Below are 15916 nucleotides of genomic sequence, written 5' to 3' on the forward strand. Positions count from 1 at the left end.
CCGCTGTCCCTCTCAGGGGGTCAGATCCGCCGTCCCCACATGGCCGAACACCTGCTCCTCATCCGCCTGGGCCAGCAGATACGCCTGCGCCTCGCCCACGTGGAAGTACATCCCGTGCAGTTCCAGGGTCCCCTTCCGCAGGGCTCGCGCCACCGACTCGTGGGTGTGCAGGTGCTCCAACTGCTGGACCACGTTGGTCAGGCACAGCTGCTCGACCGCGTCGGCCGGTGCCCGGCCCGCGAGCCGCGCCCACGGCCGCCCGTCGTCGGCCATACGCTCCAGGCTCGGCAGCCCGTGCCGCAGCCACCGCTTGAGCGGCGTTCGGGCGCCACCCGGCTCTGAGTTGAGCAGTGCTTGCATGGCCCCGCACCCGGAGTGCCCGCACACCGTGATGGACCGCACCTGCAGCACGTCGACCGCGTACTCGATGGCCGCCGCCACCGAGTCGTCGCCGCTCTCCTCGCCGGGCAGCGGTACGAGGTTGCCCACGTTGCGCACCACGAAGAGGTCGCCGGGACCACTGGAGGTGATCATCGACGTCACGAGCCGCGAGTCCGCGCAGGTGAGGAAGAGCTGCGACGGGCGCTGCCCCTCCCGGGCCAGCCTGGCCAGCTCACCCCGCACGAGCGGCGCGGTGTTCCGCTGGAACGCGCTGATGCCGCGCGCGAGTTGGTGCCCGCTGGCTCCGCGGCCCGTGCCGGTCCCGTGGCCCGTGCTGGCTCCGTCGGACGCACCGGTCCCGCCGGTCCCGCCGGTCCCGCCGGGCCCACTGGGCGCACCGGGGTGCCCCGCGGGCGGCGCGGAGTGCGGGCGCTCGCACTGGTGGTTGCGCCAGGGCGTCCAAGGGCGGCAGCGGCAGCCGACGGAGGCGGTCGGCTCGCCCTTGGCCACATCGGCTCGGGCACCGGACCCGCCTGCTCCGGCAACGGACACGCCTTTGCCGGCACCGGACCCGCCTGCTCCGGCGCCGGTCGTGGAGTCGGTGTGCCCGTCGGCGGGAGCTGCCGGCTCGGCGGTGCTCACCCCGGCGCGGCGGCCGGTCAGGTCGACGGAGCCGCCCTGCGCGGTGTGCGTCTTCTGCCAGTCCTGCAGTGACTCGTACGCCGCGTGGTCCATGAACGAACCGTCCAACTCCACCACGGCGTGGGCGCCCTGGGGCACGAGGTGCAGGGCCCGGCTGAGCCGTGGCACCGCGATGAACGTCAACTGGCCTCGGACGTGTACGTGATGGACTCCCTCCTTCTCGTCGTGCGTGATGCGGGTGTGGGCGAGGCGGTTCATGGCGACGGCGACGGCCACGGCGACCCCCAGCGTCACGCCCTCCAGGACGCCGAGGAACACCACGCCGAGTGTGGTGACGGCGTACACCAGCACTTCTCGGTGGCGGGTCACCGTGCGGATGTGGTGCAGGGACACCATCTGGATGCCGACGGCCATCACCAGGGCGGCGAGCGAGGCGAGCGGGATGAGCTCGAGGATCGGGACCATCAGCAGCGCGGCGACTACTACGAGAACGCCGTGCAGCATCGTGGAGTTCCGGCTCACCGCACCCGCGTTCACATTCGCCGAACTCCGCACCGCCACCCCCGCGACCGGCAGTCCGCCGAGCGCGCCGGAGACGATGTTGGCGGCGCCCTGGCCGAGCAGTTCGCGGTCCAGGTCGGAGCGGCCGACGCGGGCGGTCAGCCCCGGCCGGGCGGCGGCCATCTTGTCCGTGGCGACCGCACCGAGCAGTGACTGCACGCTGCAGACCAGCGTGGTGGTGAGGACGGCCGCCGTAAGACCGAGAACCGGGCCGTCCGGCAGCCCGGCCAGGGCGTGGCTGCTCCAGGACGGCAGGTCGACCATGGGCAGGCTCAGCCCGGCGAGCGAGGCGGCCGCGGTGGCGCCGGCCACGGCGACGAGCGCGGCCGGGACCTTCCGCAGGAGACGGCCTGCCCGGCCGGGGATGCGGGGCCAGAGCAGCAGCAGGGTCAGGGTCATCGCGCTGACGGTCACGGAGGCCGGGTGCAGGTTCGCCAACTGGGCGGGCAGCGCACGGAGGTTGTCCAGGACCGAGCTCTGTGGGGTGCCGCCGAGGACGATGTGCAGTTGGGCGACGGCGATGGTGACGCCGATGCCGGCGAGCATGCCGTGCACGATCGCGGGGCTGACGGCGAGCGCGGTGCGTGCCACGCGCAGGCAGCCCAGGCCGAGTTGGGCGAGACCGGCGAGGACCGTGATGGCACAGGTCGTCCGCCAGCCGTAGCGGTGGATGAGGTCGGCGGTGACGACCGTCAGGCCGGCCGCGGGGCCGCTCACCTGGAGCGGGCAGCCGCCGAGCAGGCCGGCGACGAGCCCACCGACCGCGGCGGCGACCAGGCCGGCCTGGAGCGGGGCGCCGGTGGCGAGGGCGATGCCGAGGGACAGGGGCAGGGCGATCAGGAAGACCGCGATGGAGGCCGACACGTCGGCGCCCGCGACGCGGAAGCGGCGGTGCGGGGCCGGGGGCGGACTGTGGGGCTGATGCATGCGCTCGGTCCGAGTGGGGTCGGTCGCGCGGGTGGGTGCACAGGCTGACATGTTTCCCGTCTCCTCCGGGGCAGCGCGGTCGCGGAACAGGTGGTCCCCGGTCGATGGCGGGGCTCGGGTCGCGGCCGTGGGTCACGGCGTGCAGCGGCGGGATGAATCAACGCTCGGTAAACGAATCGTAATTCAGAGTAAAGGCCAGGCATGGACTTTTCTGGCAAATGGGGTAAAGAGTCACTCGGATGAGTGATGCGGTTATTTGATCGGCTTGTCGTACTAATTCCTTCTCGGTCCCATGCGACCTTGGCGGCGCTGTCGGGCTTTCCCGGCAGAACACCAGAAAACGCCCTCATCAGCGTTGGCCTGAGAGAAGGAAGAAGGTGGGCGGAAGATGACCGCCACCCAGAGGATCGCCGCGGGCGCCGTCATCGCCGCGGCCTGTGCCGCGTCGCTGGCCGGTTGCGCGACCGGCTCCAACGGTTCCAAGGCAGGTGTTCCAGGTCCGCAGAAGGCCAAGCCGGTCCACGCGCCGGGGAGCGTGATCCGCCTGATCGGCGACGGCTCCACCGCGTACACCGGAGCCCAGCCGCACCTGCCCAGGGCCGAGCGTCTCAAGCCCGGCCAGAAGCCCCCGCAGTTCGTCGTCTTCTCCTGGGACGGCGCGGGCGAGGACAGTCAGAAGCTGTTCTCCCACTTCCGCAAGGTCTCCAAGGCCAACCACGCGACGATGACGTACTTCCTCAGCGGCGTGTACATGCTGCCGGAGGACAAGCGCGACCTCTACAAGCCGCCGCAGCACTCACCGGGCCGCTCCGACATCGGCTTCAACGACGAGCAGGGCATCGCCGACACCGTGAAGCAGCTGCGCCTGGCGTGGCTGGAGGGCAACGAGGTGGGCACCCACTTCAACGGTCACTTCTGCGGCAAGGGCGGCGGCGTCGGCGAGTGGTCGGTCGCGGACTGGAAGGACGAGATCTCCCAGGCGAAGCAGTTCGTGAAGTCCTGGAAGACAAACGCCGGGATGAAGAAGGCCGCCCCGCTCCCCTTCGACTACGACAAGGAGCTCATCGGCGCCCGCACGCCCTGTCTGGAGGGCCAGAGGAACTTCATGAAGGCCGCGAGCCAGATGGGCTTCCGCTACGACACCAGCGGGGTCAACGACCAGCTCTGGCCGAAGAAGAAGGAAAACCTCTGGGACCTGTCCATGCAGCTCGTGCCCTTCCCCGGGCACTCGTACGAGCAGCTCACCATGGACTACAACTTCATGGTCAACCAGTCGGGCACACAGACCCAGGGTGACCCCGACAAGTACGGCTACTGGGGCGACCAGATGCGCGACGGCCTGCTCGCCGGCTTCCACCGGGCCTACGACGGCAACCGCGCGCCGCTGGTCATCGGCAACCACTTCGAGTCCTGGAACGGCGGCACCTACATGCGGGCCGTCGACGAGGTCGTCGAGAACGTCTGCAACAAGCCCGACGTGCGCTGCGTCTCCTTCCACCAGCTGGCCGACTGGCTGGACGCCCAGGACCCGCAGGTCCTGGCGAAGCTGCGCACCCTGAACGTCGGCGAGGCGCCGAAGCAGGGCTGGGCGTCCTTCCTGACGGGCCGCCCCGCCCCGGCCCCGAAGGGTGTGCCCGGGGCACCGGCCGCCAAGCACTAGCCGGCGGGCGCGCACCGGCCAACCGGCCGCCGCCGTCAGGCGGTTGCCACCAGGCCCTCGCCCAGCACGAACCCGGGGTCGACCTGCGCCGCCAGGTCGGCCCCGGTGCGCTCGTTGCCCCAACTCCGGGCGTTCTTCAGGTGGAAGTGCACCATCTGCTGGGTGTAGCGCTCCCAGTCGCGCAGCTCGTACGTCGCGTCCGCGGCGACCTGGAGTGTGCGCAGGGCACGGTGGTTGGCGTCCTCCAGGAGCTCGAACCGGGGCGGCCGGCCCTTCTCCATGGCGCGCACCCAGTCCGAGTGCCCGACGGTCACCAGCAGGTCGTCCCCGACCTCGGCGCGGAGGAAGTCGAGGTCGTCCTGACCCTGCACCTTGTTGCCGACGACTTTCAGTACGACGCCGAAGTCACGGGCGTACTCCTTGTACTGGCGATAGACGGAGACCCCCTTCCGGGTCGGCTCGGCGACGAGGAACGTGATGTCGAAGCGGGTGAACATGCCGGAGGCGAAGGAGTCCGAGCCCGCCGTCATGTCCACCACGACGTACTCGCCCTGCCCGTCCACCAGGTGGTTCAGGCACAGCTCCACCGCTCCCGTCTTGGAGTGGTAGCAGGCGACCCCCAGGTCGGCGTCGGTGAAGGGGCCGGTGACCATCAAACGGACGGCCCCGCCGTCGAGTTCCACCGGCCGCGCGCAGGCGTCGTACACCGGATTGTCCTCACGCACCCGCAGCAGCCGTGAGCCCTCGCCGGGCGGGGTGGTCTTGATCATCGTCGCGGCGGAGGCGATGCGCGGGTTGGCGCCGCGCAGGTAGTCCTTGATCAGCGGCAGCCGGTCGCCCAGCGCGGGCAGTGCCGCCGCCTCCGCCTCGTCGAGGCCGAGGGCGGGGCCCAGGTGCTGGTTGATGTCCGCGTCGACCGCGACGACCGGTGCCCCGAGGGCCGCGAGATGGCGGACGAACAGGGAGGACAGGGTCGTCTTGCCGCTGCCGCCCTTCCCGACGAAAGCAATTTTCATGTTCACGAAGGGTAGTCGGGGGATAGCTGTAAGTGGCAGGCGTGCGTGAAGAAGACCACTCATTCGTGGGGCACGCGCGCGAGGTGCGTAATGTCGTACTCATGAGTACGACAGGCGCGACCGCCGATCCGCTCGCGACCCTGGGTTCGCTGCCCGGTGTGGCCGAGTCCGTGGAGTCTGTACGCAAGGCCGTGGACCGGGTCTACGGGCACCGGGTCATGCGGCGCCGCAGCAACGAGATCACCTCCGAGGCGGCCCTGCGCGGCGCCCGCGGGTCCGCGGCGCTGTCCGGCGCCGACTGGGCCCTGGAGGAGGTGCGTCGGCGTACCGACTTCAGCGGTGACGAGGACGCGCGCGTGGTCGGCGCGGCCCTGCGGCTGACCGCCGAGGCGGGCCAACTCCTGTCCATCTGGCGGCAGTCGCCGCTGCGGGTGCTGGCCCGGCTGCACCTGGTGGCCGCGGCGACCAATGGCGACGAGGTCGGGCGCCCGCGGCAGGCCGGCGAGCCGGTCGACGAGCCGCTGATCGAGCTGCCGCTGCCGGGCGCGGACGAGGTGCATGGCCGGCTGGAGGGCCTGGCCGAGCTGGTCATCGCGGGCAGTTCCGCGCCCGCCCTGGTGACCGCCGCCGTCGTCCACGGCGAGCTGCTCGCGCTGCGCCCCTTCTCGTCCCGCAACGGCCTGGTCGCGCGCACCGCCGAGCGCATCGTCCTGGTCGGCAGCGGTCTGGACCCGAAGTCGGTCTGCCCGGCGGAGGTCGGCCACGCGGAACTCGGGCGCGCGGCCTATCTGGCGGCGCTCGACGGGTATGTGTCCGGCACCCCGGAGGGCATGGCCGCCTGGATCGCCCACTGCGGCCGCGCCGTCGAGCTGGGCGTGCGCGAGTCGACGGCCGTGTGCGAGGCGCTCCAGCGCGGGGCGGCGTAGGAACGTCCGGAACAGGGATGCGGCGGTACGAGGATTCGTACCGCCGCTGGCATGCTCACCGGGTTACCAAGCGTCCTCGATATGTCGCCCATCAGGCCGGGAACTTTGCCCGTCACCTGGTGCGGCTGGCCCGTAATCGACGGGTCGACGTCGCGTGGGTGCTCGGTGTCCATGCATCGGTCCGTGGGGCCAAATGCGTTATTAAGGTGATCCTCTCGGATGTCCTTGGTCTCGCGGGCCGTTAAACCCTTTGTACTCCAGGACCGAAGCAAGCGGAACCCCCGGCTGTACTTCTTTACTTTTAGTCTCAAATTGGTTTCAAACGGGCATTGCTGTCAGACAGTCGCCGCCCGGCGCCGGCTGGCGTACCAGACCAGGCCCGCGGTGGCTGCCGCGGCACCTATGGCGGCGACCGCTACAAGGGCCGGGCGGGGCGGTACGGAGAATCCCGGGATCCGCTGCTTGAGCCGCACCGGGCGGTGGAAATCGAGAATCGGCCACCCACGCGCGAGTGCCTCTCGACGTAGGGCGCGGTCCGGGTTCACGGCGTGCGGATGTCCGACGGACTGGAGCATCGGCAGATCGGTCGCCGAGTCGCTGTAGGCGTAGCAGCGGTCCAGGTCGTATCCCTCGGACGCGGCCAGCTCCCTGATCGCCTCCGCCTTGGTGGGGCCGTACGCGTAGTACTCCACCTCGCCGGTGTAGCAGCCGTCCTCGCCGACGACCATGCGGGTCGCCACCACCCGGTCCGCGCCCAGCAGTTCACCGATCGGCTCGACCACCTCTGCGCCCGAGGTCGACACGATGACGACGTCGCGGCCGGCGGTGTGGTGCTCCTCGATGAGGGAGGCGGCCTCGTCGTAGATGAGCGGGTCGATCAGGTCGTGCAGCGTCTCGGCGACGATCTCCTTGACCTGCTGGACGTTCCAGCCGCGGACCAACTGCGAGAGGTACTTGCGCGTCCGCTCCATCTGGTCGTGGTCCATACCGCCGACGAGGAAGACGAACTGGGTGTACGCGCTACGCAAGGCGGCCCTGCGGTTGATCAGCCCGCCTTGGTAGAACGACTTGCTGAACGTGAGCGTGCTCGACTTCGCAATGACCGTCTTGTCCAGGTCAAAGAAGGCCGCTGTGCGAGGCAAGGAGTGGTTTTCCACACCCCGAGCATAGGTGCAGCCCATTCGGCGTAAGGTGTGGCGCGTGGGTTTGCCTGAGAGGGCTCTCGGGTACACCATGGAAGTCACGGATCGTTCGCGACCGTGCTAACCCGGTCCGGCTCCTCCCCCCCGAGTCGGCCGTGGAGACGACCCCCACTCTCCCCCCCGGTGGGGGTCGTCGCATGTCCGGGTGGGTTTTCACTTCTCTCTTCGCGGTCGTACGACCGTCCCGAGGCGGCTGCGGCCGCCTCTTCCGTCTGCTCATGATCCGTCACTCTGTGTAGTGTCCGGATGCTCCGCGGAAGTCGTACAGGGATCGGTACAGGGCTCACCGGTATGGGTGACGGCGATATTCACAACCGCCGAGTTGTCCACAGTTTTCGACCAAGATCCACACGATTTCCGGGATCGCTGCACCGTGATTCCAACGCGTCCCGGCCGCGCCGAGTTCATGGGCGGACTCGGTTAGTCGGGCGGGTTTGGCCGGTTCGTATCGGCCGTTCATATGGAGGCCGGTTGCCGGTTCTTCACATGTTTGGGAATCGCGGGGCCGCAGGGGCTCGGCGAGTTGCAGCGAAGGGGGATGGACACCGTGGCCGGAGCCGTCACACAGGAACCACCACCGGCCGCCTCGGGGCGGCAGGCCGGACCGCTGATCGTCACGGAGGACGTCGAACTCCTCGACGACCTGCTGCGGCTGTGCGCCGCGGCCGGAGCGACACCGGAGGTCCACCACTCGGTGCCGGAGCGCGCGGGCGGCTGGGAGGCCGCACCGCTCGTCCTGGTCGGCGACGACGCGGCCCGGCGGGTGCGCGGGGCCGCGCGCAGACGAGGGGTGGTGCTGGTCGGCCGCGACCAGGACGACTCCGGGGTGTGGCGCCGGGCCGTCGAGATCGGCGCCGATCACGTCCTGATGCTGCCGGACGGCGAACAGTGGCTCGTCGACCGGATCGCCGACGTGGCCGAGGGCGTCGGCCGGCCCGCCCTCACCGTCGGCGTGATCGGCGGCCGCGGCGGGGCCGGAGCGTCCACGCTCGCGTGCGCCCTCGCCGTCACCTCGGCGCGCGAGGGGCTGCGCACGCTGCTCGTGGACGCCGATCCGCTGGGCGGCGGACTGGACGTACTCCTGGGCGGCGAGACCGCGGAGGGACTGCGCTGGCCCGCCTTCGCGGCCTCCCGGGGCCGGGTCGGCGGGGGCGCGCTGGAGGAGTCCCTGCCCGAGCTGCACTCCCTGCGGGTCCTCAGCTGGGACCGCGGCGACCGCATCGCCGTACCCGCGCAGGCGGTCCGGGCGGTGCTCGCGGCGGCCAGACGGCGCGGTGGCACGGTCGTCGTCGATCTCCCGCGCCGTGTCGACGACGGGGTCGCCGAGGCGCTCGCCCAGCTCGACCTCGGGGTCCTCGTGGTCCCCGGCGAACTGCGCGCCGTCGCCGCGGCCGGACGGGTGGCCTCCGCCGTGGGGATGGTGGTTCGGGACCTGCGGGTGGCGGTCCGCGGCCCGTACGCCCCCGGGCTCGACGACCGCGAGGTGGCCCGGCTGCTCGGACTGCCGCTGACCGGCGAGGTGCCGGTCGAGGCGGGGCTGGCACGGCCGGGGGAGGGCAGGGTGCCGCCCGGGGCCGGACGGGGGCCGCTGGCGCGCTTCTGCAGGGAGTTCTGGGAGCGGGCGCTGCTGGAAGCGGGTGCGGCATGAGCGCGTCTGCGGAGCTCGAAGCGGGGTGCGGCACCAGTGCGCCGCCGGGGCTGCTCGACGGGGTACGGCAGTGGCTCGTCGAAAGCGGGGCGGAGCCGACCCCCGCGCGCGTGGCGCAGGCCTTGCGTGAACAGGGGCGGGTGCTCGGCGACGCCGAAGTGCTCGGAGCCGCCCGGCAGTTGCGCTCCGAGCTGGTCGGCAGCGGTCCGCTGGAGCCACTCCTCGCCGACCCGTCGGTGACCGACGTACTGGTGTCGGCGCCCGACCGGGTCTGGGTGGACCGGGGCGGCGGCCTGGAGCTGACCGCCGTCTCCTTCCCGGACGCGGCAGCGGTACGACGCCTCGCGCAGCGCCTGGCGGCGGTGGCCGGACGACGCCTGGACGACGCCCGCCCCTGGGTCGACGCCCGGCTGCCCGACGGGACCCGACTGCATGCGGTGCTGCCACCGGTGGCCGTGGGCTGCACCTGCCTGTCCCTCCGAGTGGTACGACCCCGAGCCTTCACCCTCGCCGAACTGGTGGCGGCGGGGACGGTACCGCCGGGCGGGGACCGCGTGCTGCGAGCGCTGCTCGACGCCCGCCTGTCCTTCCTGATCAGCGGCGGGACCGGCAGTGGCAAGACGACCCTGCTGAGTGCGCTGCTCGGGCTGGTCGGGCCGGGGGAGCGGATCGTGCTCGCCGAGGACTCGGCGGAGCTGCGGCCGGACCATCCGCACGTCGTACGGCTGGAGAGCAGACCGGCCAACCAGGAGGGCGCGGGCCTGGTCACCCTTCAGGACCTGGTGCGGCAGGCGCTGCGGATGCGGCCGGACCGACTGGTGGTGGGCGAGGTGCGCGGGCCCGAAGTGGTGCATCTGCTGGCCGCGTTGAACACGGGCCACGAAGGAGGGTGCGGCACCGTCCACGCCAACGCGGCGGCCGACGTACCGGCCCGTCTGGAGGCCCTCGGGACGGCGGCGGGCCTCGACCGGGCGGCGCTGCACAGCCAGTTGGCGGCGGCGTTGTCGGTGGTCCTGCACCTCGTACGCGACCGGGCCGGACGGCGGCGGATCGCCGAGGTGCATGTGCTGGAACGGGACCAGGCGGGGCTGGTGCGGACGGTGCCGGCGCTGCGCTGGGGGACGGACGCCTTCGCGTACGAGCGGGGGTGGGAGCGGCTGCGGGGGCTGCTTCGGGGTGAGTTCTCGGGAGGGGGACGGCATGGGTGAGACGGCGATGGGGGCGGCCGTGCTGTGCGTCGGGGCGGCGGCTCTGCTGCTCGGCGGATGGCACTCCGGTGCGCGGCGGGCGGAGTTGATGCTCGCGGGCGGTGGGGTGGTGGGGAGCGGGCCGACTTCCTGGCAGGAGGTGGCCCGGAAACTACGGCGGTTTCGGGGGCGGTTGCGGGCCGAGTGGTGGGCGCCCGCCGCCGGATTGCTGCTGGCGGTGCTGGGCGCCTCGGTGTTGCCGGTCGTCGCGGGGGCGGCTGGAGTGCCGGTGCTGCGAAGGCTGCGGCTGGCCGGGGAGGCCCGGCGGGCGCGGGAGCGGCGGGCGGACGCGGTGATCGCGCTGTGCGGGGCGGTCGCCGGCGAGGTCCGGGCCGGGCGGCAGCCGGAGGAGGCGCTGCTGCGCGCCGCGCGGGACTCCGGCGGGCTCGGGGATGCCCAGGGGGCGGTACTGGCGGCGGCCCGCTTCGGCGGCGACGTCCCCGCCGCGCTCGCCGGGGCGGCACGGCAACCGGGCGCCGAGGGGCTGCTGGGGCTCGCGGCGTGCTGGCGCGTGGCGGTGGACCAGGGGGCGGGCCTCGCGGTCGGACTCGACCGTTTGGCGGGGGCGCTGCGGGCGGAGCGGGACCAACGTGCGGATCTGCGGGCGCAGTTGGCCGGCGCCCGGTCCACGGCACTGATGCTCGCGGGGTTGCCGGTGGTCGGGCTGCTGCTGGGGGCGGCACTGGGGGCGGATCCGCTGCATGTCCTGCTGCACACGGGGGCCGGGCTGGGCTGCCTGGGGGTCGGGGCGCTGCTGGAGGGGCTGGGGGTGTGGTGGGCGATGTGGATCGTGCGTGGGGCGGAGGCGGTGTGAGGGCGGGGATGGGCGGGCCGAGGTAAGGCCTGCGGCGGTTGGTTGGGCGGGCCGAGGAAGGGGGGCCGACGGGGATAGAGAGGTGCCATGGGGAGCGCCGTGGCACGGGTCGGGCTTGCGGGAAGCGGGCGTGGTTGCGGGAGTCGGGTGGGGTCAGGAAGGAGAGCGGCGGGGCTGAAGGCGTCATGGCGAGCGTGGCAGCAGGGGTTGGGCTTGCCGGCGGGCCCTGCGGCGGGATGCGGGTGGGGCGAGGCGGGCCTGGTTGCAGGAGTCGGGTGGGTCGAGGAATGGAGGTTGGTGTGAGTGCGGAAGTTGTCCACAGGCTGGGGGTGGCCGTGGGGATGTTGTTGGTCGCCGGGTGGGTGGTTCGGTGGCTGGCGGGGGTGCGGCGGGAGCGGAGGGTTCGGCGGCGGGTTGCCGAGTTGGTGGCGCTCGCTGAAGTGACGGCAACTGCTCGTCGGGCGGCGGCGCTTGAGGCTGGGCGGCGGTGGATGCCCCTGGTGGGTGTGGTGTGTGCCGGGTGGGTGTTGGTCGGTGGGGTCGGCGGGGTTCTTGTCGGGCTGGCTTGCGCGGTCGGGCTGTGGCGCTGGCGGCGTAGGCAGGCGGCCGTGGTTGTCGGGGACGACGTCGATACGGGCGAGGCGGTACGGCAACTTCCGCTCGCGGCGGATCTGTTGGCCGCCTGCATCGCCGCGGGGGCCGGTCCGGTGGTCGCCGCGCAGGCCGTGGGCGAGGCGCTCGGAGGGCCCGTCGGGGACGCGCTGGCCCGGGGCGCGGCCGAGGCGCGGCTCGGGGGTGAACCGGCCGAGGCGTGGCGGAGGTTGGCCGCGCTGCCGGGGGCCGGGGCCCTGGCCCGGTTGCTGGAGCGGGCAGACGTGTCCGGGCTCCCGGCCGCGGGACCGGTGGCCCGGCTGGCCGGGGAGGCCCGCGCCGACTGGGGGCGTGCCGCGACGGCACGGGCGCGGCGGGCGGCCGTCATGGTCACCGTCCCGGTCGGGCTGTGCTTCCTGCCCGCCTTCATCGCGGTCGGCGTACTGCCCGTGGTGATCGGACTCGCGGGCGGAGTACTGGGAGGAGGTGTCGGATGACGGCGGAGGGCTGAACGGGCAGCGGATGACGACCGGACAACGGAACGGAACCTCACGGGGGTTGAGATGTACGAGGCGGTACGGGCGCGGCTGCGTGCCCTGGTGTGCAGGGCGCGTGCGGCGCGGAGGGACGCGGGGATGGTCACCTCCGAGTACGCGATGGGGATCGTGGCGGCGGTGGCCTTCGCGGTGGTTCTCTACAAGGTGGTGACGAGCGGGGCCGTCAGCGCGGAGCTGGAGGGCATCGTGAAGCGGGCGCTCGATGCGCGGATGTGAGCGGGGCGCTGACCGGGGGTTCGTGACGGCGGAGTCGGCCGTGGTGCTGCCCGTGCTGGTGATGTTCGCCACGGCGCTGGTGTGGGGGCTGCTGGTGGTGGCCGCGCAGATCCAGTGCGTGGACGCGGCGAGGACGGGGGCCCGGGCGGCGGCCCGCCAGGATCCGCCGGACGCGGTGGTCGGGGTGGCCCTGGAGGCGGCACCGCGCGGCGCGAAGGTCACGGTCAGCCGGGAGGGCGACCAGGTCCGGGTGACAGTCACGGCGAGGCCACCGGCCCTGCACGCCCTGCCCTTCGAGGTACGGGAGGAGGCTGTGGCGGCGGCGGAGGAGACGGTGGGGGTGAGGGTCCCGTGAGGGGAAGTGCTTGGGGACGATGTCGGGTGACCGCGCCCGGCTGCCGTCGTATCACCGCCGCATGGCGTTCCGGCCGAGGCTCCGAGTCCCCTCGTATCAGCACCGCGTTGAGTTCTGACCGGGGCTCCGAGCCTCGCCGTAGAGGCGCCGCGTTGGGTTCCGACCGAGGCTCCGCCACCGTCTGGAGTCTCGGGGCGATCGCCGTGCTGTGTGTGGTCTTCGGGATCGTGCTTGCCCTGGGGCAGGCCGTCGTGGTCCGGCATCGGGCGGCCGGCGGGGCCGATCTCGCGGCGCTCGCCGCGGCGGACCACTGGGCGGACGGGGGTAGCGCGGCGTGTGAGCGGGCCGAGCGGGTGGCGCGGGCGCAGGGCGTGCGGCTGGTGCGGTGCGTGGTCGTGGGCGATATCTCGGACGTGACGGCGGCGTCGGGCCGGGGCCCGTTCGCGGCGGAGGTCAGGGCACGGGCGGGGCCTCCGGGGCCGGATCCGGCGTCGGGCCTTCCGCCCGCACCTCCTCCGGGTCCCCTGCGGACGGCGCCGCCCGCAGGGACGGCTCCCTGAGCCCTTGGCCGGGCGCCTCCTGCGTAGGTCGCACAGGCGGCTCCCCACCCCGCCCCTCCGCCTCCCCACCGCGCCCCTCCGCCTCCCCGCCGGTCTCCTCCGGCGCCCCCCGCAGCAGCACCGTGAGCAGTCGTACCGCCCCCCGCTTGTGCAGCGGATCGTTGCCGTTGCCGCACTTGGGGGACTGGATGCAGGAAGGGCAGCCCGCGTCGCACTCGCAGGAGGCGATGGCCTCGCGGGTGGCTGTCAGCCAGGCGCGGGCCGTGTGGAAGGCGCGTTCCGCGAAGCCGGCGCCGCCGGGGTGGCCGTCGTAGACGAAGACCGTGGGGAGGAGTGTGTCGGGGTGGAGCGGGATCGAGACGCCGCCGATGTCCCAGCGGTCGCAGGTCGCGAAGAGGGGGAGGAGGCCGATCGAGGCGTGCTCCGCGGCGTGCAGGGCGCCGCCGAGGATCTCGGGGTTGATGCGGGCCTCGTCGAGCTGGTCCTCGGTGACCGTCCACCACACGGCCCGCGTCCTCAACGTACGCGGAGGGAGGTCGAGTTTCGTCTCGCCCAGGACCTCGCCGGTGATGAGCCGGCGGCGGAGGAAGGAGACCACCTGGTTGGTGACCTCGACGGAGCCGTAGCACAACCGGCCCTCGCCCCATGGGATTTCGACGTCCGTCTCCAGGACGGAGATGGCCGTGGTGTCGCGGGCGACCGTCGAATACGACGGGCTCGCCTCCTCGACCAGGGCCACCGAGTCCTCCAGGTCCAGGGAGCGGACGAGATACGTGCGGCCCTGGTGGAGGTGGACCGCGCCCTCGTGGACGGTGGTGTGCGAGGCGCCCGCGTCGACCGTGCCGAGCAGGCGGCCGGTGCCGGACTCGACGATCTGGACCGGTCGGCCGCCCTCGCCGCGGATGTCGGTGAGGTCGGCGGCCCGTTCCCGGCGCGTCCAGTGCCAGGCCTTCGTACGGCGGCGCAGCAGCTTCGCGGCCTCCAGCTGGCCCAGCAGGTCCTCGGTCGCGGGGCCGAAGAGGTCCATGTCCTCGTCCGTCAGCGGCAACTCCGCCGCCGCCGCGCACAGATGCGGGGCGAGGACATACGGGTTGTCGGGGTCGAGGACCGTCGATTCCACGGGCTGGTCGAAGAGGGCCTCGGGATGGTGGACCAGGAAGGTGTCCAGGGGGTCGTCGCGGGCCACCAGGACGGCCAGCGCGCCCTGCCCGGCGCGTCCGGCGCGGCCCGCCTGCTGCCACAGGGAGGCGCGCGTGCCCGGGTAGCCGGCGATGACCACCGCGTCCAGGCCGGAGACGTCGATGCCGAGTTCGAGGGCGGTGGTCGCCGCAAGGCCCAGCAACTCGCCGGAGTGCAGGGCCTGTTCCAGGGCGCGGCGCTCCTCGGGGAGGTAGCCGCCGCGGTAGGCGGCCACGCGCCGGGCGAGGGAGCGGTCGACCTCGGCGAGGCGTTCCTGGGCGATCACCGAGATCAGTTCGGCGCCGCGCCGGGAGCGTACGAAGGCCACCGAGCGCACGCCCTGCACGGTCAGGTCGGTCAGTAGGTCGGCCGTCTCGGCGGTGGCGGTGCGGCGGACCGGCGCGCCCTTCTCGCCCTGCAGCTCGGTGAGCGGGGGCTCCCAGAGGGCGAACACCAGTTCACCGCGCGGGGAGGCGTCGTCGGCCACCTCGACCACCGGGAGGCCGGTGAGGCGGCGGGCGGCGACCGCGGGGTCGGCGGCGGTGGCGGAGGCCAGCAGGAAGACCGGGGACGCGCCGTAGCGGGCGCAGAGGCGGCGCAGGCGGCGCAGCACCTGGGCGACGTGCGAGCCGAAGACACCCCGGTAGGTGTGGCACTCGTCGATGACGACGTACTTCAGCGACTTCAGGAAGGAGGACCAGCGGGAGTGGGACGGGAGTATGCCCCGGTGCAGCATGTCCGGGTTGGTCAGGACGTAGTTGGCGTACTGGCGGACCCACTCGCGTTCTTCGAACGGGGTGTCGCCGTCGTACACCGCAGGACGTACGGCATTTCCCAGCGGTTGTGAAAGTTCCTTCACGGATCTGCGCTGGTCGGCCGCGAGGGCCTTGGTGGGGGCCAGGTAGAGGGCCGTGGCGCCGCGGCCGTTCGGGGCCTGAGAGCCGTCCAGGAGCCTGGAGAGGACGGGGACGAGGTACGCCAGGGACTTGCCGGACGCGGTGCCGGTCGCGACCACCACCGAGTCGCCGTCCAGGGCGTGCTCGGCGGCAAGGGCCTGGTGGGCCCAGGGGTGCTCGATGCCACAGGCCTGCACGGCGGCGATGACCTCCGAACGAATCCGGTCAGGCCAGACGGCATGGCGACCCTCGCGCGGGGGCAAGTGCTCCGTATGAGTGATGCGCGAAGCCCGGCTCGGCCCGGAGGCGAGCCGGCCCAGGACCGTGCCCGGTGCGAGCCGGGAAACGGGTTCCGTCGGGGATCGATCGGATCGGTGATTCTTGGCCATCGGCACCGAGTGTGTCACTGGCGTGACGGACAATGGGACCAAGGCGTCGTGCACGCCTGCCGTAAGTGATTGAATGCCATCGCGGCTGGCGAACCGTTCCGGGGGCTCTGCCGAGGTGTCCCGAGGGGCGACCGCTCGAGTAGCAAGGT

At 72.5% G+C, this 15916-nt stretch carries 13 protein-coding genes; 9 read left to right on the forward strand and 4 right to left on the reverse strand.

From position 1 onward, the window contains the following. Positions 1–12: 12 nt before the first annotated feature. Positions 13–2562 (reverse strand): bifunctional SulP family inorganic anion transporter/carbonic anhydrase, encoded by a 2550-nt coding sequence (locus ACQEWB_RS26445; RefSeq protein ID WP_432835099.1) that lies wholly within the window; start codon positions 2560–2562, stop codon positions 13–15. Between the two features lie 337 nt (positions 2563–2899). Between ACQEWB_RS26445 and ACQEWB_RS26450 the strand changes: the two genes are divergently transcribed. Beyond that, complete coding sequence (locus ACQEWB_RS26450; protein ID WP_432835101.1) at positions 2900–4171, forward strand: hypothetical protein; 1272 nt, start codon at positions 2900–2902, stop codon at positions 4169–4171. A gap of 35 nt (positions 4172–4206) precedes the next feature. Here ACQEWB_RS26450 and ACQEWB_RS26455 read toward each other — a convergent pair whose 3' ends face one another. Beyond that, positions 4207–5187 (reverse strand): ATP-binding protein, encoded by a 981-nt coding sequence (locus ACQEWB_RS26455; RefSeq protein WP_432835103.1) that lies wholly within the window; start codon positions 5185–5187, stop codon positions 4207–4209. Positions 5188–5288: 101 nt separating this feature from the next. Between ACQEWB_RS26455 and ACQEWB_RS26460 the strand changes: the two genes are divergently transcribed. Further along, positions 5289–6113, forward strand: coding sequence for an oxidoreductase (locus tag ACQEWB_RS26460; RefSeq protein WP_432835105.1), 825 nt, complete (start codon positions 5289–5291; stop codon positions 6111–6113). 335 nt (positions 6114–6448) lie between these two features. Here the strand turns inward: ACQEWB_RS26460 and ACQEWB_RS26465 are convergent, their stop codons facing one another. Then, positions 6449–7294, reverse strand: a complete 846-nt coding sequence (locus ACQEWB_RS26465) for an HAD family hydrolase (RefSeq protein WP_432835107.1) — start codon at positions 7292–7294, stop codon at positions 6449–6451. 559 nt (positions 7295–7853) lie between these two features. Here ACQEWB_RS26465 and ssd point away from each other — a divergent pair. From ssd to ACQEWB_RS26500, 7 genes are all read left to right on the forward strand, one after another. Continuing rightward, positions 7854–8963, forward strand: coding sequence for a septum site-determining protein Ssd (ssd, locus tag ACQEWB_RS26470; RefSeq protein ID WP_432835109.1), 1110 nt, complete (start codon positions 7854–7856; stop codon positions 8961–8963). Beyond that, positions 8960–10171: a TadA family conjugal transfer-associated ATPase gene (locus ACQEWB_RS26475; RefSeq protein ID WP_432835111.1), complete on the forward strand. Its 1212-nt coding sequence runs from the start codon at positions 8960–8962 to the stop codon at positions 10169–10171. Before ssd ends, ACQEWB_RS26475 begins: the two co-directional genes overlap by 4 nt. Further along, entirely contained in the window at positions 10164–11024 is an 861-nt protein-coding gene (locus tag ACQEWB_RS26480; RefSeq protein WP_432835113.1) for a type II secretion system F family protein, read from the forward strand. The genes ACQEWB_RS26475 and ACQEWB_RS26480 overlap by 8 nt, the downstream gene beginning before the upstream one ends. Before the next feature lie 299 nt (positions 11025–11323). Beyond that, the gene (locus ACQEWB_RS26485; RefSeq protein WP_432835115.1) at positions 11324–12112 is read left to right on the forward strand and encodes a type II secretion system F family protein; all 789 of its coding nucleotides are present in this window, start codon (positions 11324–11326) and stop codon (positions 12110–12112) included. A gap of 66 nt (positions 12113–12178) precedes the next feature. Then, positions 12179–12388: a DUF4244 domain-containing protein gene (locus ACQEWB_RS26490; protein ID WP_432835117.1), complete on the forward strand. Its 210-nt coding sequence runs from the start codon at positions 12179–12181 to the stop codon at positions 12386–12388. Next, on the forward strand, positions 12375–12743 hold the full coding sequence (locus ACQEWB_RS26495; protein ID WP_432835119.1) for a TadE family type IV pilus minor pilin: 369 nt from the start codon (positions 12375–12377) through the stop codon (positions 12741–12743). The genes ACQEWB_RS26490 and ACQEWB_RS26495 overlap by 14 nt, the downstream gene beginning before the upstream one ends. 107 nt (positions 12744–12850) lie before the next feature. After that, on the forward strand, positions 12851–13303 hold the full coding sequence (locus ACQEWB_RS26500) for an Rv3654c family TadE-like protein (RefSeq protein ID WP_432835121.1): 453 nt from the start codon (positions 12851–12853) through the stop codon (positions 13301–13303). On the opposite strand, the gene ACQEWB_RS26505 is transcribed toward ACQEWB_RS26500, so the two are convergent. After that, a complete protein-coding gene (locus ACQEWB_RS26505; RefSeq protein WP_432835123.1) occupies positions 13197–15767 on the reverse strand; it encodes a DEAD/DEAH box helicase in 2571 nt (856 codons plus the stop codon). The two genes, ACQEWB_RS26500 and ACQEWB_RS26505, sit on opposite strands and share 107 nt — an antisense overlap. Between the last annotated feature and the right edge of the window lie 149 nt (positions 15768–15916).

Origin of the sequence: Streptomyces sp. CA-249302 (assembly GCF_050936785.1) — a bacterium.
In the GTDB taxonomy this organism is placed as follows: domain Bacteria; phylum Actinomycetota; class Actinomycetes; order Streptomycetales; family Streptomycetaceae; genus Streptomyces.

Coding starts and splice junctions, on each gene's coding strand:
- ACQEWB_RS26445 (WP_432835099.1), bottom strand. CDS start 2,562: ATGTCAGCCTGTGCACCCACCCGCGCGACCGACCCCACTCGGACCGAG.
- ACQEWB_RS26450 (WP_432835101.1), top strand. CDS start 2,900: ATGACCGCCACCCAGAGGATCGCCGCGGGCGCCGTCATCGCCGCGGCC.
- ACQEWB_RS26455 (WP_432835103.1), bottom strand. CDS start 5,187: ATGAAAATTGCTTTCGTCGGGAAGGGCGGCAGCGGCAAGACGACCCTG.
- ACQEWB_RS26460 (WP_432835105.1), top strand. CDS start 5,289: ATGAGTACGACAGGCGCGACCGCCGATCCGCTCGCGACCCTGGGTTCG.
- ACQEWB_RS26465 (WP_432835107.1), bottom strand. CDS start 7,294: ATGGGCTGCACCTATGCTCGGGGTGTGGAAAACCACTCCTTGCCTCGC.
- ssd (WP_432835109.1), top strand. CDS start 7,854: ATGGACACCGTGGCCGGAGCCGTCACACAGGAACCACCACCGGCCGCC.
- ACQEWB_RS26475 (WP_432835111.1), top strand. CDS start 8,960: ATGAGCGCGTCTGCGGAGCTCGAAGCGGGGTGCGGCACCAGTGCGCCG.
- ACQEWB_RS26480 (WP_432835113.1), top strand. CDS start 10,164: ATGGGTGAGACGGCGATGGGGGCGGCCGTGCTGTGCGTCGGGGCGGCG.
- ACQEWB_RS26490 (WP_432835117.1), top strand. CDS start 12,179: ATGTACGAGGCGGTACGGGCGCGGCTGCGTGCCCTGGTGTGCAGGGCG.
- ACQEWB_RS26495 (WP_432835119.1), top strand. CDS start 12,375: ATGCGCGGATGTGAGCGGGGCGCTGACCGGGGGTTCGTGACGGCGGAG.
- ACQEWB_RS26505 (WP_432835123.1), bottom strand. CDS start 15,767: ATGGCCAAGAATCACCGATCCGATCGATCCCCGACGGAACCCGTTTCC.